The sequence below is a fragment of the Corynebacterium oculi genome, from assembly GCF_001412105.1.
Lineage (GTDB): Bacteria > Actinomycetota > Actinomycetes > Mycobacteriales > Mycobacteriaceae > Corynebacterium > Corynebacterium oculi.
Genome location: NZ_LKST01000003.1, coordinates 325,879 through 348,688, shown reverse-complemented (window position 1 = coordinate 348,688; position 22,810 = coordinate 325,879). Strand labels below are relative to the sequence as shown.

Below are 22,810 nucleotides of genomic sequence, written 5' to 3'. Positions count from 1 at the left end.
ATGATTCCTTCAATGGTCGTGTCTTTGGGTTCTTGGATGGGTTAGTGGGAGTAGTACTCGCGCATGATGGGGGTCCACCTGTTGTACGCGAGGCCTGGGTTCAGCGCCGCCATGCCGGTGCCGAACTTGGAGACGCGCGCCGGGCGATGCCCGAGCGACCACAGCACTCGATCCAGGCGGCTGGGGCTGTTGCCGGACTTGGTCTCGATGTAGACGATCCCGAAGCCCCGCACGGCTTCCGACGCCGCGCCGTGGCCGAAGGCGATGTCCGTGTCGATGGTCGCCCGGCCCAGGTCATTGGGGCACAGCGTGGTGCGCCGATACTGGTTGAACAGCACCGGGCGCAGGGCACGGTGGCGAGTGGGCACCCGCGCCGCGCCCAGGGTGGCATCCACCCACGCGGCCGTGTGCTGCGGAACCATGTTCTCCAGGGCCTCGGCCACCTCGATGGGCACGCGCTGCTTGACCGTGAGGCCGCGCGGGCCCGCCGTCTTGATCTCACAGAAGGAGACCTCGGTGTCCTGGTACACCCTGGTGCGTACCTTGAACCGCCGCCTTCTCTTCTGCGCCGTCATGCGGTAACTGAGCAGATCATCGGTGTCAAAGTACACGGTGCGATAGCGTTGCTGGCGCACCCCGGCGATCTCTAGCACGCGGGTATCCTGCGGAATGTGGCGCAGCACCTCCGCTAGCTGGGTCGCGTGCATGACGTATTTGCGATCCACGCGGGTGAGCATGGCGGCCTCGGCGTTGATTTCTTCGAGCGTGATGGGGGCAAGCCCCTCCATAATGTTCACTGTGCTGGTCATACTGCTCATGCTGCTCATGCCAGGCCCGCCATTTCCGGATGGGTGGACAGGGGCTGCGCGGGGTTACCGTACGGCTGGCTGCCGGGCCGAGTATCCAGGCGTACCGATACCCAGGTGGTGTCATTCACACAGTCCAGGCGAATGACCTTGACGTCCATTACCCGCGCATTGAGGGTGCGTTCCAGGTGTTCCACCAGTTCCGCCCTCTCCGTGATCGCGCGCTCCACCATCATCTCCTGGGAGGTGGAGCGGCCGGTAAACCACCGGGAATCGGCCAGGGCGAGCACCGCCACGATGGCCACGATCACCGCCACGGCCGTGACGGAGGGAGTGCCGCTCAGGCCCGCCACCAGGCCGATAGCCAGGGCCGCGAAGTAGTAGGCAACCTCCGTCTGGGAGATTTCCGAGGAGCGCAGGCGGATGATGGACAACACCCCGAAGAGCCCCATGCCCAGGCCCATGCCCACCTCCTGCGTGGCCAGGGTGGCGGCCACGCCGAGCACGCCGACGTTGACGCCCAGGAAGGCCACCACCAGATCCGCGCGGCGGTGGCGGGGGAAGTAGATAGCAAAGACAAGCAGGGAGATAGCGAGCACGTCGATGACGGGCATGACGAGGGCCGTGGGAATAGCGGACATCAGGGACTGACCTGTCTCGGGGAGTCGGTGTGTTACTGCCATTAACTATGGCGGGCACCCCTGAAGAGAACGGTGAGATCAGCTACCCATTCAGTGAGAGGTTACAGGGAGGTAATTGTATGTTTCTTGAACACTTCCTGTGTGGGTTAACCTGGCGATACTCCCCACGATCAGCTAGACGCCCCACAACAGCAGGCCCAGGACAATAACGATCAGCGGCGAAAAAAACGCCACCACCGCCGCCACCCCCAACGCCACCGAGCGATTCCGCCAAGCGCTCCACCCCGCCGCCCCACACAGCGCCACCATGAGCGGGATCGCCACCCACTCCCGATAGGGATACCACTCGGGCGGCACGAGCCAGGACGCATATCCCACCACACACACCAGCACCACAGCCAGCCACCCCATCATGGGGGAGCTTTCCCGCCTCAACATTTCTCCACCCTTCCCCTTGCCGTGACGTTGAGGTCCGGGACATCCCATCTGAACAGGGGATATCAGGTTCACCGGCCCCACCATTCCCAGGTATTTCCCTACCAAAGAGAACCCTACTCATTTCCTTCGCCGCCCACGATGAACAAAATGAAAAATCCCCCGGAACTCCCTACAGTTCTCCCCGCAGCAGCGCCGCAAAGCCCTCCTCGTCAAGCACCGGAACCCCCAGCTGCCGCGCCTTGGTCTCCTTGGAGCCCGCGTTCTCCCCGGCCACCACGTAGGTGGTTTTCTTGGACACCGACCCCGCCGCCTTGCCGCCCCTGGCGATGATGGCCTCCTTGGCCTCATCGCGGCTAAAACCTTCCAGGGTGCCGGTGACCACCACGGTCATTCCTTCGAGCACCTGCGCGGGCCGATCGCTAATGTCCTCGCTCATGGTCACCCCGGCGGCAGCCCAGCGCTCCACGATCTCCCGGTGCCAGTCCACCTTTCCCCAGTCCACCACGGAGGCCGCGATGGCCGGGCCCACGCCCTCGATCTCGGCCAGTTCCTCCACCGGAGCGCTCAGAATCGCCTGCATATCGTGGTAGCGTTGCGCCAATGCCCGCGCGGCGGTGGGGCCCACGTGCCTAATGGACAGCGCCACCAGCACCCGCCAGAGATCGGCGTGGCGGGCCTGCTCCAGGTTCGCAATGAGCTTGCGCCCCGAGGCGTTCACCGCCCCCTTGGTAGTGGTGTACACCGCCGAGGCCTTCAGGTCCTCCTCGGTGAGGTCGAAGAGGGTGGATTCATCCCGCAGCACCCCGGTGCGGATCAAGTCCTCCGCGCCCTTTTCTCCGAGCGCCTCAATATCGAATCCGCCCCGCCCCGCCAGGTAGGTCAGCCGCGCGGAGAGCTGCGCCGGGCAACTGCGATGATTGGGGCAGCGCCAATCCGCGTCCTCTTCCTTTTGTGGGGCCAGCCTCGTGCCGCACACGGGGCACAGCGTGGGGAAAATGAAGGCGCGCTCGGTGCCGTCGCGGCGCTCCACCACCGGGCCCAGCACCTCCGGGATCACCTCACCGGCCTTGCGGATCACCACCGTATCTCCGATCAGCACCCCTTTGCGCTTGACCTCGGTCTGGTTGTGCAGCGTGGCCATGGCCACGGTGGAGCCGGCCACCTGCACCGGCTTCATCACCGCAAAGGGGGTGACGCGCCCCGTGCGGCCCACGCCCACGCGAATGTCCAGCAGGCGCGTGGTCACCTCCTCCGGGGGATACTTATAGGCGATGGCCCAGCGCGGGGCCCTGCTGGTGAAGCCGTACTGGCGCTGCTGGTTCAGGGAGTCCACCTTGACCACCAGGCCGTCCATCTCGTGCAGGGCGTCGTGGCGGTGCTCCTCCCAGTACTTCACCTGCTCGTACACCTCCTGCGGGCTGCCCACCAAGCGGGTGTAGGGGGAGACGGGCAGGCCCCAGCCCCGCAAAGCCTCGTAGGCCTCGTATTGGCTTTGGGGCTCGAAGCCCTCGCGCGCGCCGATCCCGTGGCAGATCATGCGCAGCCTGCGGGTGCGCACGTCCTCCACGTTTTTCTGGCGCAGCGAACCGGCCGCGGCGTTGCGCGGGTTGGCAAAGGGCTTGCCGCCGGAGGCAATGCGCTGGGCGTTGACCTCGGAGAAGTCCTCCACCGCGATGAACACCTCCCCGCGAATCTCCACCATCTCGGGGATGTCCTCGCCGCTCAGCGCGTGGGGGATGTCCTCGATCACCCTGGCGTTGGCGGTGATGTTTTCCCCCACCGCGCCGTCGCCGCGGGTGGCAGCGCGCACCAGCCTGCCGCGCTCGTAGATGAGGTCGATGGAGAGGCCGTCGATTTTCAGCTCCGTGAGGTATGCCTGAGCCGGGGTGCGGGCAAACCACTCCCCCAGCTCTTCCGTGGAAAAGGCGTTGTCCAGGGAGTACATGCGCTGGGGGTGTTCTACGTCCTCGAATTGGGAGGAGTCCGGCACCGGGGAACCTACCTGCTGGGTGGGTGATTCCGGCACCGCCAGTTCCGGGTGCTCGCGCTCTAGATCCAGCAGCCGCTGAAACAGGGCGTCGTATTCCGCATCGGGGATCACCGGCTGTTCGTTGTCATAGAGCCTGCGGTGATGGCGGATCTCCTGGGCCAGGTCCTCCCACTGGCGACGCAGGTGGGCTTGATCTTCCTGGGTGCTGGCACTCGTCCCGGTGTTCTCACTCACGCTCACCGATTGTATCCACCCCAACCCCACGTACTGTGGTGGGCATGAGCAACTTCAATCCCGGCGCGATGCTCTCCTTTGACCTGGAGACCACCTCTGCGGACCCCACGCAAGCCCGCATCGTCACCGCTGCGATGGTGCGCATTGATTCCTCCGGCGCGCAGCCTGAGGAATTGCTGGCGGATCCTGGGGTGGACATTCCCGAGGCCGCTCAGAAGGTGCACGGGATTAGCACGGAATACGCCCGCGAGCACGGAAAACCCCACGAGGAGGTGCTGCGCGCAACGGTAGACAGCATCGAACAAGGGTGGGACGATGGGCTGACCCTCATCGTGTTCAACGCCGCCTATGACCTCACGGTGTTGCGGCATTTGACCGGGGATTTCACCGTCACCGGCACCGTGTATGACCCCTTCGTCGTGGATAAACTCAAGGATCGTTACCGAAAAGGCAAAAGAACGCTGAGCGATATGGCGTCACACTACGGGGTGCGCATTGATAACGCCCACGAGGCCACCTCGGATGCCCTCGCGGCCGCCAGGATCGCGTGGAAGCAGACGAAAATCTACCCTGAGCTGCTGAAAATGTCCGGGGAGGAGTTAATGGAGTTTCAGGCCGTGGGGTACTACGAGATGCAGGTGGAGTTTAAAAGGTACCTGGAAAACCGGGATCGAGACGCCAGCGATGTCCACACGGCGTGGCCCATGCGGGACAGGTGAGCGCATCCCACGTCTGAGGAGTAGGGTCTGGTGTGTTCCCGGATGGGCCTCACATAGCGTGCGCGGTGATCCCTAGAAACCACTCCGCCAAGGCCCACTCCTCCGATCTAGTTTCCCATAAGGAGACAAGCCCATGCTTGGCACTCTTCTTTCCTCCGCCCTCTCCGGCCTGCTGGCCCTGAACCCCTTCATCTCCCCTGCCGATCACATCCCGGACATCGCCTCGGGTTCCACCGGCAGCGACGTCGCCTCCACCTCCCCGGCCAAGGAGGAGGCCAAGGGCGACGTGGATCCCGGCTTCTTCATTCACGGCGGCCAGCTGGCCGTCAACCGCGCCGTGTTCCAGGAGGAGCAGGCGGCCGGGCACAAGCTGCTCACCGTTTCCTTCACCGGCGATCACTCCGCCACGATCCAGCAGGCCGAGACCTTTGACTATGACAAGGACTCCGCCGCCCTGGATCGCATCATGGAGGTGCTCAAGATCAACGGCTACGATCAGGTGTCCATGATGGCTCCCCCTCTGGTGGCCGAGTAACCGACCGCCACGGCGGTCACGGGCGGCGGGTGATCCCGCCGCCTTTTCTTTTCTTCCCCACATACCCCCGGAGGGTATATAGTGAAGGAATGATGACCACCTACACCGTTACCGGAATGACCTGCTCCCACTGCGAACACGCCGTGCGCGAGGAGGTCTCTGCCATCCCCGGCCTCACCGTCACCGAGGTCTCCGCCGCCCAGGGAACCCTGGTGCTGGACAGCACCGAGCCCCTCGACGAGGCTACCGACGCCGCCGTGCGGGAGGCCGTGGCCGAGGCGGGTTACTCCGCCAGCCGCTCCGCCGCCCGATAGGCCTGCGTGGCCTGGGCAAAGGTAGAAAAGGGGCCTTCGGCCACCACGTCGATGGCCTCGTCCTTGGGCGAGTATTCCCACAGGATAGCGTGGAGATCGCGGTGCTGAGGGCCGACGCCCACGCCGAGGCGCAACCCGGCGTCGAGGTGCTCGCCCAGGGCGTCGATAAGCTCGGTGTCGCGAATCTCCCCGGCGGAAAGCAGTACGGTACGCGCCTGGCTGCGGCGCACGGCGGCCCAGGGCGGAACCTGGCCGCACATATTCAGTAGCGTTTCCTCCCGCACCCCCTCGATCACCGAGTGCAGGCGCGCGCCCATCTCCTCCGGGGGCACCGGGGCGAGCCGATCGAAGTCGTGCGTACCGGGCACCTCGCCCGCCGCGATCCGCGCCACCCACGGCTCGTCGATCTGCACGATGACCTCCGCGCCCATGCGCCGGGTCAGCTCGGCGGCGTGCCCCGCGATCCCCTCGATGAGAGCCTCGGTGAGGTCGCGCAGCGCCCCCGCGTCCGTGAGGGCCCGGTGCCCGCGCGGGGTTTCCAGGTTGGCCGCCAGGGTCCACGGGCCCACGACCTGCGCCTTGACCGTTCCCGGCGCGCCCGCCCATTCCTCCTCGCACACGTCCAGATCGTGGCGCAGGCGATCCCCAAGGCGCAGGTTGCCGGGGCGCAGCACCCAGCCGCGCGGGCCGCGATCCACCGGGATCCCCGGCAACAGCGCGGCGGTGCGCCCCACCGGGTGCGAGTCCAGGCCGCGCTGGGGCAGCACCGGCAGGTGCACCACCTCGCCGGTCTCCCCCAGCACCATGCGCGCCGCCTCCCGCACGGAGGTTCCCGGCAGCACGCCGAGGCCGTAGGCCCGCATCAGCGCCGCGTCCCGCAGATGGTGCCCGAACCCAGCACGATGTCCCCCTGTTCATCGGGCAGGTACAGCACGGCGGCCTGGCCGCGCGCCACCCCGAAGAGCGGCTCGCTCAGCTCCAGGACCATGCTGTCCTCCTCGCGGTGAACGTGTGCCAGGCAGTCCACCACCCCGCCGTGGGCGCGCACCTGCACCTGGCAGTCCAGGGTGCCGGTCATGCCCGGATGCAGGTACTTTAGGCGATCCGCCTCGATCACGCTCACGCTGAGGTCCTCGTGTGAGCCCACGGTCACCGTGCCGGTGGCGGCGTCGATGTCGGTGACGTAGCGGGGGCGGCCGTCGGCGGCCGGGGTCTTGATATCGAGGCCCTTGCGCTGCCCGATGGTAAAGCCGTACACGCCGTCGTGCTGGCGCAGGGGGGTGCCCTCACCGTCCACGATCATGCCGGGGCGCACACCGATGTGCGAGCCTAAAAAGGCCGTGGTGTTGCCGTCCGGGATAAAGCAAATGTCATAGGAGTCCGGCTTGGAGGCGGTGGAAAAGCCATGCTCGGCGGCCTCCTCCCGGATCTGTGGCTTGGGGGTATCTCCCACCGGGAACAGGCAGTGCTCGATCTCGTGCGCGCCCAGCACGCCCAGCACATAAGACTGATCCTTGCGCGGGTCGATGGCGCGGCGCAGGTAACCATCGGGGGTAATTCGGGCGTAGTGGCCGGTGACCACCGCGTCAAAGCCCAGGGCGATCCCGCGCTCTAGCAGCGCCGCGAACTTGATCTTCTCATTGCAACGCAGGCAGGGATTGGGGGTTTCCCCGCGCACGTAGGAATCCACAAAGTCCTCCATCACCTCCTCCTTGAAGCGATCGGAGAAGTCCCACACGTAAAACGGGATGCCGAGCTTATCGCACACCCGGCGCGCGTCCGCGGAATCCTCCAGGGAGCAGCACCCGCGCGAGGATTCCCGCACCGCCTGCGGGTCCTGAGAAAGCGCCAGATGCACCCCCACCACCTCGTGCCCGGCCGCCAAGGCCCGCGCGGCGGCCACGGAGGAATCCACTCCCCCACTCATCGCGGCCAGTACCCGCATAACCCCGTGCCCCTTTCCATACACCTTGGTTCCCCGGCCCCCGCTTATCGACGCCGCCGCGGGGACACGGCCCTATCCGGGGACAGTGTACGCCACCGCCTAAGATGATCCGCATGGCCCGCCAGCACCCACCCGCACCGCAGGCGGGCACCTATGAGATCAGCACCGGCACCGCCACCCTGAGGCCCGAGCAGGGCGCCGAGGGCTCCTGGACGCTCCTGGTCAACGGCGCCATATCCAGCCACGTCGCCCTGGGGCGGCCGCGCCTTCTCTCCTTTGATTACATGCGCTGGGCCGCCGCCGCGATCGAGCACGCGGTGGAACACCGGCTTGATCCGCAGCGCCTGCGGATCACCCACCTCGGCGGCGGGGCATGCACCCTGGCGCGGTACCTCGCGGACGTCTACCCGCGTTCCCGAAACACCGTGGTGGAGATCGACGCCGCCCTGGCCGCCTACGCGCGCCAGTGGTTCGATATTCCCCGCGCACCCACCGTGAAGATTCGCGTGGGCGAGGCCCGGGCCGTCACAGACACCTTCGTGCAGGACTCCCGCGACATTATGATCCGCGACGTCTTTTCCGGTACCACCACCCCGCGCCCGCTCAGCACGGTGGAGTTCTACCAACGCTGCTCCCATGCGCTTGCGCCCCAGGGCCTGCTAGTGCTCAACTGCGCCACCCGCGCAGATCTCGCGGAGGCGCGCGCCGAGATCGCCGGGTTAAAGGAGGTCTTTGCCCATGTGGAGGCCATCGCCGATCCTCCCATGCTCAAGGGCAAGCGCTACGGGAACATCATCCTCACCGCCAGCCAGGTAGAAACCCCGGATCGCGCGGGCCTGCACCGCAGGCTCCTAGGTGGGGCCGCCCCGGCGCAGTCGCGCGATCACGCCTGGGCCGCGGCGCTGGCCTCCGGGACTCGGCCCCGCCGCGATCACCCCCGTGGGTGAGGAGGGCAAGCGGGAAACCGGGCATGCGGTGTTAATCTGAACCGAAGATTATCCGCCTGTGAGGAGTTTCTCCATGCACCCCAATGGACACTCGGGCGCGGCCCTCCCGCCGCTGCTCGCGCCGCTTTCCGGCACGGTCATTCCCATGAACCATGTGCCCGACCCCGTCTTTGCCAAGGGGAACCTGGGCGAGGGGTTCGGCATCACCGATACCCCCGGCGGCACCGTGTACGCCCCCGCCGCCGGAACCATCACCATGATCGCCAAGACCAAGCACGCCCTGGGCATTCGCACGGAGGAGGGCCTTGACGTCCTCCTCCACCTGGGCATCGACACCGTGGAACTGGCGGGCGCCCCCTTTGACATCACGGTGACCAAGGGGCAGCGGGTCACCCGGGGCCAGCCCCTGGGCCGCATGGACGCCGCCGCGGTCACCGAGGCCGGGAAGTCCACCTGCACCATCGTGGCCGTGACCAACTCCGCCGCATCCACCTCCGGGATACGGGTGCACGAGGGTGAGGTCAAGGCCAAGGAGGAGGCCGCCCGGCTGCTCCCGGGTGCCCCCGCCGCTCAGGATTCGCCCCCTCCTCAGGGCGCCGAGGCGCTGGTGGCGGCGGTGGGCGGTGCGGAGAATATCCGCAGCGTCACCCACTGCATCACCCGCCTGCGCTTCTACCTTCACGACGATCAGATTCCCCAGGACGATGCCGTGCGCGACCTCGACGGCGTGATCGATGTGATCCGCGCCGGGGGCCAGTACCAGATCGTCATCGGTCCCGGCGTGGAGGACGTGTACGAGGAGGTCATCGGCGCCCTGGGCGAGCAGGCCGCCGGCGGCGAGGTGGCGGCGGAGAAGGATGAGGCCGCGCCGCGCCCCACCACCGCGATAGGCTGGCTGGGGCGTGGTTTCTCCTCCCTCATCGGAGTAATTACCGGCTCGATGATCCCCGTGATCGGCCTGCTGGCCGCCTCAGGCATCATCAAGGGAATCCTCTCCCTGCTCACCACCTTTGACCTGGTGACCACCACCTCGGACACGTATCTGCTCATCAACGCGCTCAGCGACGCCGTGTTCTTCTTCCTGCCGATCTTTGTGGGCTTTACCGCCGCCAAGCGCCTGGGGGCGGATCCCATCATCGTGGCCATCGTGGGCGGCGTGCTCACCTACCCGCAGATCGTAGAGCTTTCCGGCAAGGAGGGATCCAGCAGCGTCCTGGGCATGTCCCTCAACGCGGATTTCTTTGGCCTGCCTTATCACATGGCCAGCTATAGTTACAGCATTTTCCCCATCATCGTGGCCGCGTGGTTGGCCTCCCTCATCGAGCCTTGGCTGAAAAAGGTCATTCCGGCCACCGTCCGCATGATCTTCCTCCCCCTGGTGGAGGTGGTGGTGGTCTCCCTGGCTATCCTGCTGGTTCTCGGCCCCGCCGTCACGTTCCTCTCCACCGGCATCGCCAACGGCATTCAGGGCCTCTACGATCTCTCGCCCTCCATCTCCGGCCTGGTGATCGGCGGGTTCTATCAGACCCTGGTGATCTTTGGGCTGCACTGGGCGGTGATCCCGCTGGTGGCCCAGGACATCGCGCTGACCGGGCAGTCTCCGCTCAACGCCATCATCTCCGCCACGATGGTGGCCCAGGGCGGGGCGGTGCTGGCGGTGTTCGTGAAATCCCGGCTGCTCAAGATCAAGGAACTTTCCGGCTCCGCCGCCATCGCCGCGTTTTGTGGGATCACGGAGCCCGCCATGTACGGCGTGAACCTCAAGTACGGCCGCATCTTCCTCATGGCCTCCATCGGCGGCGCCTGCGGCGGCCTGCTCACTGGCCTTTTGCAGGTAAACATGTGGGGCTTTACCGGATCGTTGATCGGCTTTACCTCCTTCATTAATCCCGAGGGCTTGGACTTCAGCTTCTGGGGATTCTGGATCGCCTCGGGCACCGCCGCCACGGTGGCCTTCGTGCTCACCTACCTCTTTGGTTTTCAGGATTCCGACGTCCAGAACGGCCGCGAGGTGAAGAAGATTCGCCTCGGCCGCCGCGAACCAGTGCAGCGCTAAGCCACGTGCGCAGCAGCCGGGCGGCCTCGGAGGTCTTGAGCTGCGGCAAGTAGCACTGGGACACCGCCAGGGCCACGTTGGGCAGCGCCAGCTCGTCCCGGCACACCACGTACCAGGGGTGGTATTCCGGGTGGAACTTGTACTTGGACGCCGCCAGCGAGCGGAAACCATAGAACGGCTCCATCGAGGCCCCCACGCGATCCAGCGTTTGATCCACGAAGCCCTCCGCCGGGGTGCTGCGCGCCAGCGGTGCGCCGGACAAAGAGATCCAGCCCAGGCCCTCGGCGGCGGCGTCGAGAAGCGCCTGGGAGAGCAGAAATTCGATGGCGGACTTAAAGCCCGAGGCGTCACGCCGCAGGAAATCCAGGGTCAGCCCCGCCACCGCGCCGTGCTCGTAGACGGGCAGCCAGCTGGTCACGGCGTGCAACCGGCCGGAGGCGTCCTCGGCCACCAGTAGCCGCGTGCCGGGGGTGCTCAATTCCGTGATGGTGCCCAGGGTAAATCCCATCTCCGGCAGGGGCTTATCCGCCAACCACTCCGCGGAGAGTTCCTCGATGCGCTGGCGCAGCGCCACGTCCGCCTCCCCCCAGGTCGTCCAGCGGGCCCGGATCCCCTCCTTCTCCGCGCGGTTGCGGGCGGTGCGCACGTTCTGGAACTTCTTGCCCCGGAACTCCACGCTGTCCGTGCGCAATACCGATTCCTCGGCCACGTGGATGCGTCGATAGCCGGGGAGGGTATCGGCAAAGCTTTCGCGCACGGAATACCAGGCCACCGTCCACCCCCGGCCAGCGGCAAAGGCCTCGAAGCCCGCCGCCAGGCCCGGGCTTCCCACCGGCTCCCCCACGGTCACCGCGATGCCCCGACGCACCCGATACGCCACATACCCGTCCACCCCAGCGTGCGAGCCAAACCAATAACTATTTCCCTCCCACAGCGTCATGGCCTGGAGGTGATCCCCGTGGCGCAACAGCGCCCGCGCCCGCTCGCGCTTCTGCTCCGCCTCCTCGTCCGGCACGCTCATGAGCAGGCGATACAGCGCGAGCGCCGTCACCAGGTAGAACACCGCCCCCAGCCACGCATACAGCGCCCACGCCGCGGGGCGCTCCGGGATCAGGGTCATGCGAAACAGCGGGGTCCACGAGGGCGGAAGATAACGCAGCGGCCACTCCCTCAGCACCGCCGACCACGCCACGCCCATGAGCGAGGCCCCCGCGAGCCACACGGCGGAGGTCAAGGCCAGAGTACCGCCGATCACCGCCAGGCAGCGCCGGATATTCCTCGCGGCGATGGACACGGGAAAATGGCGGCGCGTGCCCAGCAACAGGGCGATCCCGCCCAACCACGGCAGGACCATGAGCACCACGGCCCCCTCCCGATCGTGCGCCCACGCCTGCCCGGCCAGCGCCACCACCGCCAGCACCTGCGCCGCCAGGGCCAGCCACCAGGCGACGCGACGCCCCTTGAGCAGCCCCGCGATCACCACCAGGTTCAGCAGCAGCGGCATGAAGTTCACCACCGAGGGCTCCACCCCCGCCTGCTGCGCCAACACCACCGCCTCCCGGCAGGATTGCGCATGCACATTTCCCTGGCAGACCATCGCCGCCTCATAGCTCCGGCGCGCGGGCAGCCAGATCAGCGTGCCCACGAAGGCCAGGGGGCTGCCCGAACCCGGATGCGTGCTGGCCACCAGCGGGCCAAAGGACACCGCCGCCAGGAAGGTACTCACCAGCACCCGCACCTCGCGCACGGAGCCCACGCGCAGCGGCACCCGGCCATACCGCACCGCCCCCGCCGCCAGCCCCAGGAGCATGCTGATCAACCCCACCACATCGGACACGCTCCCGGAAAACAACACCAGCGTGCCGCACAGCGCCACCAGCCACACCGCTATGCGACGCCGCCACAGCAGCGGCATGGCCGCGCTGGCATAAGCCGCCGTGCCGAAGATCCAGGAAACCGGGGATAAATAGGAGGCGTGCACGAGGTCATGGCCCCAGCGGTGAAAACCCGTCTCCGCCACCAGGCGCACCGCAAGCAGGCCCACCAGCATCGAACACAGATGCATCGCCGCCGCCACCGCCGCCGTGCGAGCCGTGCCCAGGGTCCGCTCCGTCGGAATAATCAAGAGGATGACCGCCAGCGAGGCAAAGATCAGGCCCACGCGCGAACCCGAGGTCAGCCCGGCGCTGAGGATGCGCCAGGGCTGCCGCACATCACCCATGTCCAAGGACAGAGCCGTCCGGGGCACGGCCCAGTGCAGGACCCACATCACCGCCAGCGCGGCGAGGGAAAAGGGAATGCGCCGCGCCGTCGGAAGGCGGAAACGCAGGGGCCGTCCCGACGCCGCGCTCATCGCACCGCCCAATCAAACGTCTCCGCCAGGGCCACCCGCCATACCTCGAAGGAGTGGCCCCCGGGCACCGTGAGCATGCGGGTATCCATACCGGAAGCCCTCGCCAGATCATTGAGGTGCGTTAAGGCCGCCACGGATTCCGCATCGCGCTCTCCCGCCACGAAGCGGCCCCGGGTGTGCGGGTACGCCCGGGAGGCCAGCAGATCCGCGGGATTCTGCGCGGCAAAGGCGGATTCCTCCCCGCCAAAGAAGCGCTCCACGGTCTGTCCGTGATCGCCCATCGTAGGTTCGGCCTGCCCGGAAAAGTTCAGGAAGGTGCCGTAGGCCTCCGGGTGATTGGTGACCACCTGCAAGGCGCAGGTGCCTCCGTAGCTAAGACCCCCGATGATCCACCGGGATTGATCCTCCTCCGCGCGGAAAAGCCGGTGGATACCCGCCGGCACGTCCTGCGTCAGATACGTCATCACTTTTTGCTCCGGGCCGTCCGTGCAGAGTGGATTTCCGGTGAAGGAGCCCGTGGCGTCCACGCTCACCACGATCGGCGCCACGCCCCCGTGGCGCTCCTGGTAAGCATCGGCGGTCTGCGCCGCCTCCCCGTTGTGGAACCACTGATCGGGGCTTCCGGGGTTGCCCGCCATGAGCACCATCACCGGCAGTTTGGCCCCGCGCCAGTAGGCCGGGGGAACATAGGCCACCGCCGAGCGGGGTTGAAAGCCCGAACCCGGAAGATCCACCGTGACCAACGCTCCCACCTCGCGGCCGTCTAATCGCGGAGGCTGGGAGGATGCCTGGAATTGCGCATACGGCATGTCCACCGCCACCGGCGTGGGATCAAAGGAACGCACCGTGGGGTACTCCTGGAACACCAGGTTGAGCGTCCCCAGGGTGGCAAAAGTAGTAAGCACCACAGAAATAATAACCACCGCGCGGCGCTGCATCAGGCAAATGAGGCTAAAAATTACCCCCATTCCCACCAGGTACACCCGCCAATCCACCCGATCGGGAAACGGCCGCCACGCCACCTCCAACACCCACCAGATCGCCACCGTGATCGCTCCGGCCGCCCCCGCCGCCCGCAGGCGATACTTCCCCCAGGCCGCAAGCACCACGCCGCACGCCCAGCTCGCCACAATCACCGCCTGCGCCGCCGCCCCGGTGAGGGAAAGAGACCACAACCAATTCATAACTGCTTGTTGTACTCCCGGTTGCTGCCACCAACCTGAGCCTTTCCCGTTTACTCCCCGGCTATTTCCCCCACTTCTCCCCCATTTCTCTCCTAAGCCATGCCCGCCAGCCGGGCACGGCGCACCACCTCGGGCAGATGCGCCGCCAGATATTCCACGTCCGCCTCGGTGGTAGTGCGCCCCAGGGTCAGCCTCACGGTTCCGCGCGCCTGCGCCTCCGGCACCCCCATCGCCAACAGTACCTCCGAGGCACGATTGACCCCGCTGTGGCAGGCCGAACCCGTGGCGGCCTCAATGCCCAGGCTGTCCAGCAGCATGATGAGGCTATCGCCCTCCGCGCCGGGAAACGAGAGGCTCAGATGACCGGGCAGCGCCGGCTCCACCGTGTTAACCCGCACCTCGTCGATCTCGTGGAGTACTCGGCGCAACAGATCGTCGCGCAGGCCGCGCAGCCGATCGTCCTCCGCCTCCCGGTCGCTCAGCGCGGCCCGCAACGCGGCCGCCGTGGCCGCCGCCCCGGCGACGTCGTTCGTACCCGGGCGAATTCCGCGCTCCTGGCCGCCACCAAAAAACACCGGCTGCGGTGCCGGGGACCGCCGAGCCAGCAGCAGGCCCACCCCCCGGGGCCCGCCGAACTTGTGGGCGCTGCCCGCCAGCGTGGTGGCCCCCAGGGCGTGAAAGTCAATCTCGCATCGCCCCAGGGCCTGCACGGCATCAACATGCACCGGCGTGCCCGCCTCCTGCGCCCGCGCGATCAGGGGAGATACGGGTTGCAGAGCACCCGTCTCATTATTGGCGTACATGCATGCCACCAGCGCCGCCGGGGTATCCACGGCCCCAAGATCGCTCACGTGCCCGCCGGCGTCCACGGGCAGCCACTCCACCCGCGCTCCCCGCTGGCCCAGGTGCGCGATCACCTCGCGCACGGCCGGGTGCTCCACCGGGCTGCTGAGCACCCGATCTCGCGGGCTGGCGCGGTAGAGGCCCTGGATCGCCAGGTTATCGGCCTCCGTCCCCGATCCCGTGAAGATCACCTCCACGGGATCGGCCCCCAACAGCTCCGCGATCTCCTCCCGGGCGCCGTCCAGCGCGGAACGCGCCGCGCGCCCGGAGGCATACTGGCCCCCGGGATTGAGCGCGTCCGCGTGCCGCAACCACGCCTCGCGGGCCTCGCTGCGCAGGGGGGTGGTGGCGGCGTGATCGAAGTAGTGGCTCATCGGCGCTTGGCGATCTCCTCGATGAGCGCAGGCACCACCTCAAAGAGATCGCCCACCACGCCCAGGTCGGCCACCTGGAAGATCGGGGCGTCCTCATCGTTATTGACCACCACGATCTTCTTGGCCGTCTGCATGCCGGAAAGGTGCTGAATGGCCCCGGAAACTCCCAGCCCGATGTAGAGATCGGGAGCCACGGTCACGCCGGTCTGCCCGATCTGATACTGGGCCTCGTAGTGCCCCAGATCCACGGCGTCGCGGGTGGCCCCCACCGCACCGCCCAGGGCATCGGCCAGGCGCTCGACGATCTGGGGGAACTGATCCCCCACTCCGCGCCCGCCGGCCACCACGATCTTGGCCTGCGTGAGTTCCGGGCGTTCCCCGCGCTGCGCCGGCTGGAAGGACACCACCTCCACGTCCGTGGGGCCGGCAGCGAGTTCCGGCAGCGCCATCACGGTGCCCGGTGCCGCCTGCGGCACGGCCTCGATCGCGCCGGGACGCAGCGTGTACACCGGGCTGGTGCCCCCCACCGCCGCGCTCACCTGCACGGTATCGCCAAAGATGGATTGATTGGCGGTGCCATCGGCATTAATGCCCACCACATCGCGCAGGAAGCCCGAGGCCAGGCGGGCGGCGAGCCGCCCGCCGATCTCGTTTCCGGCCGGGTTGGCCGCCACCACGATCGGCGCGGGCGCGGCCGCCGCGAGGGACTGCACCGCCTGCACCTCCGCCAGCAGCAGACGCTGAGTGGTGTGCGGGGCGGCGGCCACCGTGTGCGCGCCCAACTCCGCCAGTTGCGGGGCCAGGGTATCCACCTCGCCGCCCACGAGCACGGCGGTGACCTCGCCAAAGACGCGCGCGGCGGTGATGAGTTCTGCGGTCATGGGATCGAGGGTCGCGCCGTGGTGCTCGACCAGAACATAAGCATTCGTCATGATGATCTCCTCGGAAAAATTAAGGTCGGGTCGAGTTACAGAAGATTCTCATCGGCCAGGAACTGCGCCACCTCGGCGGCGGCCTCCTCGCCGCGCACCGTGCGGCCCGCGGCCCGGGGCGGGCGCTGCGCCGCGCCCGTGACCACCGTGGCCGAGTGCGCCAGGCCCACCTGCTCCGGGGATACGCCGATTCCGGCCAGATCCACGGTGGTGATCTGGTGCTTCTTGGCCGCCATGATGCCCTTGAAATTGGCAAAGCGCGGCTTATCGGCCTTATCCGTCACCGAGATCACGGCGGGAAGCGCCGCGCGCAGCTCCCAGGTGCCCCGGTGATCCTCCCGCACGCCCACCACGGCATCCCCCTCCAGGCGCACCTCGCGCAGGTAGGTCAGGGCCGGTACCTGCCGGTATTCCGCCACGATGCCCGGCAACGCGCCGCTGGCGCCGTCCGAGGAGGCGTCGCCGGCGATCACCAGCGCCACGTCCTCGATGGTATTGATCGCATTGGTCAGGGCCCAGGTGGTGCCGAGCACATCGGAGCCGGCCAGCGCCGCGTCCACCACGTGCACCGCGTCATCCGCGCCCATCGCTATGGCCTTGCGCAGCGCGGCCTCGGCGGACTCCGGGCCCGCGCTCAGCGCCACCACCCGGTACTGCGATTCCGGGTGGGCCTCGCGCAGGCGCAACGCCTGTTCCACCGCATACTCGTTGATCTCGTCGATCACGGTATCCGCGTTCACGCGATCAATGGTGTAATCCGCCTCCAGGGTCTTTTCCGACCACGTATCCGGCACGCTTTTCACCAGCACCACGATTGCGGGCATCGCAATCCCCTCTCTTTCTTACTTCGCTATTCGGTACGTCCTTAGAGGTCGCCGCCGCCAGTGTAGTCAAGCCTCACTTATCCGTACTGATCCGTGGCCCGCAGATCAGCGCCACGCCCTGCCGCCCGATCCTCGTGCACACCACGGTCATGGGGTTGCGGCCCTTGAGTTTCCACTTCTTGCGCAGCGCATCCGGGTCCACCTCCACCCCGCGCGCCAGGATCTCCACCGTCCCGGCGTCATGCCGTTTCAGAGCCTCCTGGGCCCTTTTCAGTGGCACCGTCTCCAGGTAGGCAAAGCCGCTGCGCCCCTCGGGGAGGCGATCCCCGGTGAGGTACGCGATGCGCTCATCGAGCATCCACAGGCCCTCCCGCGCGGCGTATTGGCGCACCAGGCCCGCGCGCACCACCGCGCCGTCGGGGTCAACGATGTAACGCCCGGGCAGATCCGCGCCCACGTCCTCCGGCATCGCGTCGGTGAGGCGATCCACCCCCTGCGGGGTCACCATCACCGCCTCTCGACGCACCCCCTCCGCCAGGCCGGGGCTATACAGGCAGGTTTCCTTCACCGCCCCCGCCACGCTCGACACGCTCGCCAGTCCCGCCCAGCCGGAGTAATCAATACCCGGCGCGCATTTGACCGCCAGGTGCCGGCCCGCATGAGCCTCAAGCAGGGCGGGCAGGGGCGGCAGGAGCCGGGCGGGATCGCTGATCCGGCGGCCACCCGCCCGCCGCGCCGGGTCCGCCACGATGACCTCGGCGGCGCTGGTGGGAACCAGGGCGTCGGCGCGCAGGATCAGCGCACCAGGCACCCCGGCCAGATTGCGGGCGGCCATGCGCGTGCGCGCGGCATCGACGTCAGAGCCGAGGTAAGCCAACCCCTCCTCCTGGTAGGCGTGCCCCTCGGTGCCGATGGAACAGGTGACGTCGTGCACCATCGCGGCGTGTCGGGCCAGGCGGCGCGCCCGCTGCCTGGCCACCGGGGCCGGGGTGGCCTGCTGGGCGGCGTCGTGATCCGCCAGCCAGGTATCCGGGAACTTTCCCGCCCCCGCGCGGCGAGCCTGGATTAGTTCCAGGGCGGCGCGGCCGTGCTCGCCTAGCGCCGCGCGGGCGCAGGCGGCGTCGCTCAGCGCCGTGGCCTTGGTCAGGCCCACGGTGGCGGCGAGCGCCGCGACCTCCTCGCGGTGGCGATCCAGGAAATGCACCTCGGCTGGGGTAAAGGGCATGGGGCCTAGATCCGCTCGTGAAAGGGGGTGGAATAGAACTCGCGGTACCGGGGATCGTGCCGGGGCGAGCCCACCACCGGGGTCATGTCCGAGCCCTCCGCCTCCGCCACGGCCTCCACCACCGTGGCGCACCGGGAGAGCCGCATGAGTTGCGCCCAGGTGGGGATCACCAGCCGCACCAGGCCGTGCCGCCACCCCTCGATGAGCAGCCGGGGAGAAAACCACCCCGCGGAATCCGTCTCCGGCGAGGCACCATCGGGTTCCTGCCCCACTGGCCGTACCGCCAGGAAGGAAAAGGTATCAAAGACCCTGCCCTGCTCCGAGGTGCCCACCCAGCGGGCCCAGGGGTGCAAAAGGCCCGCGTGAACGCGCAGGTCATTGGTGGCAAGGACGTCTGTTAGGGAACGGCGGTGCGATTCCAGGGCCAAGCGCTCCTCGTGATACGGGGAGGCATCCGCCACCGTATTGCCGTTGGGGTGCACGGCCAGGAGGGTGCCGGTTTCCTCAAAGAGTTCGCGCACCGCCGCAAAGACCAACCCATGCGCGGCGTGGGCATTAGTCCCCAGAATCCGGGCGGCGTTCTCCGCCGAGCTACCCGCCCACACATCCCGATCCCCGCCGCGGTCCCGCGCGTCCACCCGCCCGCCGGGAAAGACCGTCATGCCCGGATAGTCCGGCATGGTGGACACGCGCTCCTGCACCCACACCTCAAGGCCCTGGGCACCATCGCGCACCAGGAGCACCGTGGCGGAGAGCAGCGCCGGTTCATCCATGCTGGTCTTTCTTTTTCGGGGAAGCGGGAAACAAGGTGTATCAGGCGTGGCGGTGGGAACCTCCCCGGCGCGTTCGGCGGGCAAAATAGCGGCCCTCGACCTCGGTGAGTTCGATGGACTGGTGGAACGTCTTGGTCAGGTTCTCGCTGGTGAGCACCTCGCCGATGGGCCCCTGGGCGACCACCGCGCCTTCGTCGAGAAGCATGGCGTGGGTAAAGCCCTGCGGGATCTCCTCCACGTGGTGCGTAATCATCACCGTGGCCGGGGAGGCGGGGTCCTCCGCCAGCTCGCTCAGGTGCGCCACCAGATCCTCGCGCCCGCCGAGATCCATCGCTGCGGTGGGTTCATCGAGAACCAGGATCTCGGGATCGATCATGAGCGCGCGGGCCAGAAGCACGCGCTTGCGCTCCCCTTCGGAGAGGGTGCCCCAGCGGCGCTCGATGAGGTGCATGGCCCCCACCTGCTCCAGAATCTCGTGGGCGCGCTCAAAGTCCTGTTCATCATACTGCTCGCGCCAGCGGCCCAGCACGGCGTATCCCGCCGATACCACCAGGTCACCCACCTTTTCCTCGCCGGGAATACGGTGGGCCAACGCCGAGGAGGAGATGCCGATGGCGGTGCGGAGGTCGCACAGATCGGTGCGCCCCAGCCGCTCCCCCAGGATCGTCACCTGCCCCCGGGAGGGGTACTCCCCGGCGGAGGCGATATTGACCAGCGTGGTCTTGCCCGCGCCGTTGGGGCCCACGATCACCCAGCGCTCCCCCAGGCCCATCTGCCACGTCACCGGGCCAAGGATCGTCGTGCCGCCCCGGATCACGGATACGTCCCGGAAATCAATCAACAAGTCCTGGCGTTGTTCATTCACAGGCACCATTTTGGCACAGGTTGCGCCGCAGGCGGGCGCGGGCTTGGCTCGGTACTGCTTATCGACGCCCCGTTTCCCCCTAAAAGAGCGCGCTGGCCAGGCGGGTTCGCGCGGCCGCCACGGCGGGATCGGCCGGATCGCACAGCCGGAAGAGTTCCAGCAGGTGTTCCTTGCCCTGCTCCTTGGCCCCGGCTCCCAGCAGCCCGAGGGCGAGGTCAAAGGCCTCCTCGATGTTTCCGGCCCACGCCTGCGCATCGGCCCGCGCCAGGGTGTCCGCCACGGCGTCCCCCTCCGCCTCGATCACCTCGCGCCGCCTCTGAATCCGCCGGAACAGCGCGAGGTAGGCGGCGGCGCGGGTATCCTGCGGATCCCGGGCCAGCGCCTCGAAGAGCTGCCCGGCCTGCTCGTCATGCCCCTGGGCGGCCACGGCGATAGCGTAGTCCAGCTCGCTCAGGCCGCCCTGCTCCTCCGGGGCCTCGGCCTCCTCCTGCGGCAGGCCGGAAAGCTGGCCACCCAGCTGCGCCACCAGCGCGTTTGCCCATTGCGCGAGCGCCTCCCTGGGCTGCCCGCCCTCAAACGAGGTCACCGGGCGCCCGGCCGCAACGGCTACCACGGTGGGCAGCACCTGCACGCCAAAGACCTGCGCTACCTCCGGCGCACGATCCGCGTCAACGTAACCCACGAGGAAGGCCCGCTGAGCCTCCTGCGCTAAGGCTTCCAGATCCACCTTGAGCTGCTCCGATTCCGGGCTGCGCGGCGTTCCCACCAGCACCACCACCGGCACCTGGGCGGAGCGCTGCAATACCGCCGCCTCCAGGTTCGCGGCGCTCACCTCCGTGAGCGCCGGCACCTCCCCCGCCGGCGTCTCGCGCGCCTGGGCGGCGGCCTGCACCTGGCTAAGATCCACCGCTCCGTACATAAACCTATCGGGTGCCGTCATAATGCTCCTCTTTTCTTTCCTTCAACCGCTTCTCCACCGATTCCACCTTGCCGCGCAGCTGATTGCGGTAACCGGGGCGAATATCCGCCTTGAGCACCAAAGATACCCTCGGAGACACCGCCAGAACCGCCTCGGAAGCCTCCTTGACCACCGCCATCACCTCGTCCCATTCCCCCTCGATCAGGGTGAACATGGCGTTGGTCTCATTGGGTAAACCCGAGGCCCGCACCACCGCCACCGCCTGTGCTACCGCATCGGCCATTTCCGCCTCGCGTCCGGGGGTCTGCGTGGGGGCCACAGAAAAGGCTACGATCATGCGGCCCACTCTACTCGCGCCGGTTGAGGCGGATTGGCCGCGGGCAGATGGACGCCTCAGCCACCCATTTCCGCCGCTTACCTCAACCGCTCGAAGCAAAAGCGATGCCAATGGCGGCGCTCCTCGGCGCCCCCGTCGATCGGCCAGGCCACCACGTGCGCCATGCGCACCGGAATGATCTGGTGGCAGCCGGGGCAGCGATACTCCTTGAGCGCGCGTTCCGCCGTGATCGGGCGCATCATGTATCCCCCGATGCTCACCGTGTCCCACACCGCCCCCAGCGGGCGAGGGCCGTAGTGGCGTGGGGTGCCTCGACGGGAGCGCCGCTTAGCCATCAGAACAGCCGCAGCTCAGCGCTCTCGATGCCGCGCAGTTCCTGATAATCCAGCACCACGCACCGGATGCCGCGATCCTCCGCCAGGGTGCGCGCCTGTGGCTTGATCTCCTGCGCCGCAAACACCCCCCGCACGGGAGCCAGGAGGGAATCCCGGTTGAGCAGCTCCAGATACCGGGTGAGCTGCTCCACGCCATCGATCCCGCCGCGACGCTTAATCTCCACCGCCACCGTGGCCTGCTGGGCATCCCGACACAAAATATCCACGGGGCCGATCGCCGTGGGGTATTCCCGGCGAATAAGGCTGTACCCCTCGCCCAGGGTGTCAATATTCTCTGCCAGGAGTTCCTGCAAGTGCGCCTCCACCCCGTCCTTGACCAGACCGGGGTCCTCCCCCAGGTCAAAGGAAGCCTCATGGTGAATGGCCTCAATGGTGATCCGCAGCTGCTCCCCCTTGGAATTTTCCACAATCCACAGCCGGGCCCCCGTCTCCTCACCGTCCTCACCCTCAAGAGCAAGATCGCTCAGCGTGCACGGCGGGGTCATCCAATTCAGCGGCTTATAGGCGCGATCATCGGCATGAACGCTCACCGAACCATCGGCCTTGACCAACAACAACCGATCTGCCAGGGGCAGGTGGGCCTCCAGGCGGCCGACGTAATCCACCGAGCAATGGGCGATAACCAAACGCATGAACCCACCCTATCCGAGCAGACTAGCGACGCCGCAGCTGGGTAATCCGGCGCTTAAGCACCCGGTAGTTCGGGCGCTCCTGGCGCACGTCCGGGGCCGATTCCAGCCACGCCCGCAGGGCCATCTCCGTGCGGGTATCCACCGCGATCTCCCACGCCTCCCTGCCGTGCTTGAGCACCACGACTCGGCTGCCCTCGGCCATAAAAGAAGCCTCGCGCGCGCTCAAATCGCGATGCGAGGCAAGGCTCAAGGCTTGACGATCAAAAATCACATCAGCCACGGGAGCAAGCGAACGCAGCTTGTAATAACGCAGTTCCTCCCCCTCATAGCGCACCAACCCGTGCCGCCAGCCATGCGTGCCGGAGGCCGGAAGGGGGCGCAACACCACCGTGGTGCCCCGGGAGCGCAGGGCAAAAAACCGCCACGCCGCCAGCCCCAAGACACCGCCCAGCAGGATGACCACCAACCACACGGCGATGTCACTCACGCGGCACGCACCTCTTTTCACCCGCTATCCGGCCATGATGTT

General features: G+C 67.4%; 24 protein-coding genes. 5 read left to right on the top strand and 19 right to left on the bottom strand.

Features of this window, described 5'->3' with window-relative positions; genetic code table 11:
* Window positions 1–41: 41 nt before the first annotated feature.
* From Cocul_RS09095 to ligA, 4 genes are all read right to left on the bottom strand, one after another.
* Entirely contained in the window at window positions 42–809 is a 768-nt protein-coding gene (locus tag Cocul_RS09095; protein ID WP_160318509.1) for a polyphosphate polymerase domain-containing protein, read from the bottom strand.
* Window positions 810–823: 14 nt separating this feature from the next.
* Window positions 824–1,447 carry a DUF4956 domain-containing protein gene (locus Cocul_RS09090; RefSeq protein WP_055122960.1) on the bottom strand — a complete coding sequence of 208 codons (624 nt, stop codon included), beginning with the start codon at window positions 1,445–1,447 and terminating at the stop codon, window positions 824–826.
* A gap of 174 nt (window positions 1,448–1,621) precedes the next feature.
* Complete coding sequence (locus tag Cocul_RS09085; RefSeq protein ID WP_055122959.1) at window positions 1,622–1,885, bottom strand: hypothetical protein; 264 nt, start codon at window positions 1,883–1,885, stop codon at window positions 1,622–1,624.
* Window positions 1,886–2,054: 169 nt separating this feature from the next.
* Complete coding sequence (ligA, locus tag Cocul_RS09080) at window positions 2,055–4,109, bottom strand: NAD-dependent DNA ligase LigA (RefSeq protein WP_055123089.1); 2,055 nt, start codon at window positions 4,107–4,109, stop codon at window positions 2,055–2,057.
* A 44-nt stretch (window positions 4,110–4,153) separates the two neighbouring features.
* Between ligA and Cocul_RS09075 the strand changes: the two genes are divergently transcribed.
* The 3 genes from Cocul_RS09075 (at window position 4,154) to Cocul_RS09065 (ending at window position 5,677) form a co-directional block, all read left to right on the top strand.
* Complete coding sequence (locus Cocul_RS09075) at window positions 4,154–4,828, top strand: 3'-5' exonuclease (RefSeq protein ID WP_055122958.1); 675 nt, start codon at window positions 4,154–4,156, stop codon at window positions 4,826–4,828.
* A gap of 133 nt (window positions 4,829–4,961) precedes the next feature.
* The gene (locus Cocul_RS09070) at window positions 4,962–5,363 is read left to right on the top strand and encodes a hypothetical protein (protein ID WP_055122957.1); all 402 of its coding nucleotides are present in this window, start codon (window positions 4,962–4,964) and stop codon (window positions 5,361–5,363) included.
* An 89-nt stretch (window positions 5,364–5,452) separates the two neighbouring features.
* On the top strand, window positions 5,453–5,677 hold the full coding sequence (locus Cocul_RS09065; RefSeq protein ID WP_055122956.1) for a heavy-metal-associated domain-containing protein: 225 nt from the start codon (window positions 5,453–5,455) through the stop codon (window positions 5,675–5,677).
* Here Cocul_RS09065 and Cocul_RS09060 read toward each other — a convergent pair.
* A complete protein-coding gene (locus tag Cocul_RS09060; protein ID WP_055122955.1) occupies window positions 5,647–6,540 on the bottom strand; it encodes a uroporphyrinogen decarboxylase/cobalamine-independent methonine synthase family protein in 894 nt (297 codons plus the stop codon). The genes Cocul_RS09065 and Cocul_RS09060 overlap by 31 nt on opposite strands.
* A complete protein-coding gene (mnmA, locus tag Cocul_RS09055) occupies window positions 6,540–7,622 on the bottom strand; it encodes a tRNA 2-thiouridine(34) synthase MnmA (RefSeq protein ID WP_055122954.1) in 1,083 nt (360 codons plus the stop codon). Before mnmA ends, Cocul_RS09060 begins: the two co-directional genes overlap by 1 nt.
* A 113-nt stretch (window positions 7,623–7,735) precedes the next feature.
* On the opposite strand from mnmA, the gene Cocul_RS09050 reads away from it, so the two are divergent.
* Together Cocul_RS09050 and Cocul_RS09045 are read left to right on the top strand one after the other, a co-directional pair.
* Window positions 7,736–8,569 carry a spermidine synthase gene (locus Cocul_RS09050; RefSeq protein ID WP_055122953.1) on the top strand — a complete coding sequence of 278 codons (834 nt, stop codon included), beginning with the start codon at window positions 7,736–7,738 and terminating at the stop codon, window positions 8,567–8,569.
* Between the two features lie 73 nt (window positions 8,570–8,642).
* Window positions 8,643–10,625: a PTS sugar transporter subunit IIABC gene (locus tag Cocul_RS09045; protein WP_055122952.1), complete on the top strand. Its 1,983-nt coding sequence runs from the start codon at window positions 8,643–8,645 to the stop codon at window positions 10,623–10,625.
* On the opposite strand, the gene Cocul_RS09040 is transcribed toward Cocul_RS09045, so the two are convergent.
* The 13 genes from Cocul_RS09040 to Cocul_RS08985 form a co-directional block, all read right to left on the bottom strand.
* On the bottom strand, window positions 10,531–12,978 hold the full coding sequence (locus Cocul_RS09040) for a bifunctional lysylphosphatidylglycerol flippase/synthetase MprF (RefSeq protein ID WP_055122951.1): 2,448 nt from the start codon (window positions 12,976–12,978) through the stop codon (window positions 10,531–10,533). The two genes, Cocul_RS09045 and Cocul_RS09040, sit on opposite strands and share 95 nt — an antisense overlap.
* Window positions 12,975–14,162 carry an alpha/beta hydrolase gene (locus Cocul_RS09035; RefSeq protein ID WP_055122950.1) on the bottom strand — a complete coding sequence of 396 codons (1,188 nt, stop codon included), beginning with the start codon at window positions 14,160–14,162 and terminating at the stop codon, window positions 12,975–12,977. Before Cocul_RS09035 ends, Cocul_RS09040 begins: the two co-directional genes overlap by 4 nt.
* A 92-nt stretch (window positions 14,163–14,254) precedes the next feature.
* On the bottom strand, window positions 14,255–15,379 hold the full coding sequence (locus tag Cocul_RS09030) for a cysteine desulfurase family protein (RefSeq protein WP_055122949.1): 1,125 nt from the start codon (window positions 15,377–15,379) through the stop codon (window positions 14,255–14,257).
* Entirely contained in the window at window positions 15,376–16,311 is a 936-nt protein-coding gene (locus Cocul_RS09025; RefSeq protein WP_055122948.1) for an electron transfer flavoprotein subunit alpha/FixB family protein, read from the bottom strand. Before Cocul_RS09025 ends, Cocul_RS09030 begins: the two co-directional genes overlap by 4 nt.
* Before the next feature lie 35 nt (window positions 16,312–16,346).
* Entirely contained in the window at window positions 16,347–17,135 is a 789-nt protein-coding gene (locus Cocul_RS09020; RefSeq protein ID WP_055122947.1) for an electron transfer flavoprotein subunit beta/FixA family protein, read from the bottom strand.
* 73 nt (window positions 17,136–17,208) lie between these two features.
* Window positions 17,209–18,360 carry a THUMP-like domain-containing protein gene (locus Cocul_RS09015; RefSeq protein ID WP_055122946.1) on the bottom strand — a complete coding sequence of 384 codons (1,152 nt, stop codon included), beginning with the start codon at window positions 18,358–18,360 and terminating at the stop codon, window positions 17,209–17,211.
* Between the two features lie 5 nt (window positions 18,361–18,365).
* Window positions 18,366–19,133: an NUDIX hydrolase gene (locus Cocul_RS09010; protein ID WP_055122945.1), complete on the bottom strand. Its 768-nt coding sequence runs from the start codon at window positions 19,131–19,133 to the stop codon at window positions 18,366–18,368.
* 40 nt (window positions 19,134–19,173) lie between these two features.
* A complete protein-coding gene (locus Cocul_RS09005; RefSeq protein WP_055122944.1) occupies window positions 19,174–20,007 on the bottom strand; it encodes an ABC transporter ATP-binding protein in 834 nt (277 codons plus the stop codon).
* Window positions 20,008–20,077: 70 nt separating this feature from the next.
* Window positions 20,078–20,938 (bottom strand): tetratricopeptide repeat protein, encoded by an 861-nt coding sequence (locus Cocul_RS09000; protein WP_055122943.1) that lies wholly within the window; start codon window positions 20,936–20,938, stop codon window positions 20,078–20,080.
* Window positions 20,922–21,254, bottom strand: a complete 333-nt coding sequence (locus Cocul_RS08995; protein ID WP_055122942.1) for an MTH1187 family thiamine-binding protein — start codon at window positions 21,252–21,254, stop codon at window positions 20,922–20,924. The genes Cocul_RS09000 and Cocul_RS08995 overlap by 17 nt, the downstream gene beginning before the upstream one ends.
* Window positions 21,255–21,331: 77 nt before the next feature.
* Window positions 21,332–21,589: a hypothetical protein gene (locus Cocul_RS12365; protein WP_150114433.1), complete on the bottom strand. Its 258-nt coding sequence runs from the start codon at window positions 21,587–21,589 to the stop codon at window positions 21,332–21,334.
* The gene (gene nucS, locus Cocul_RS08990) at window positions 21,589–22,281 is read right to left on the bottom strand and encodes an endonuclease NucS (RefSeq protein WP_055122941.1); all 693 of its coding nucleotides are present in this window, start codon (window positions 22,279–22,281) and stop codon (window positions 21,589–21,591) included. The genes Cocul_RS12365 and nucS overlap by 1 nt, the downstream gene beginning before the upstream one ends.
* Window positions 22,282–22,303: 22 nt before the next feature.
* Entirely contained in the window at window positions 22,304–22,768 is a 465-nt protein-coding gene (locus Cocul_RS08985) for a DUF2550 domain-containing protein (protein WP_055122940.1), read from the bottom strand.
* Window positions 22,769–22,810: the final 42 nt, after the last annotated feature.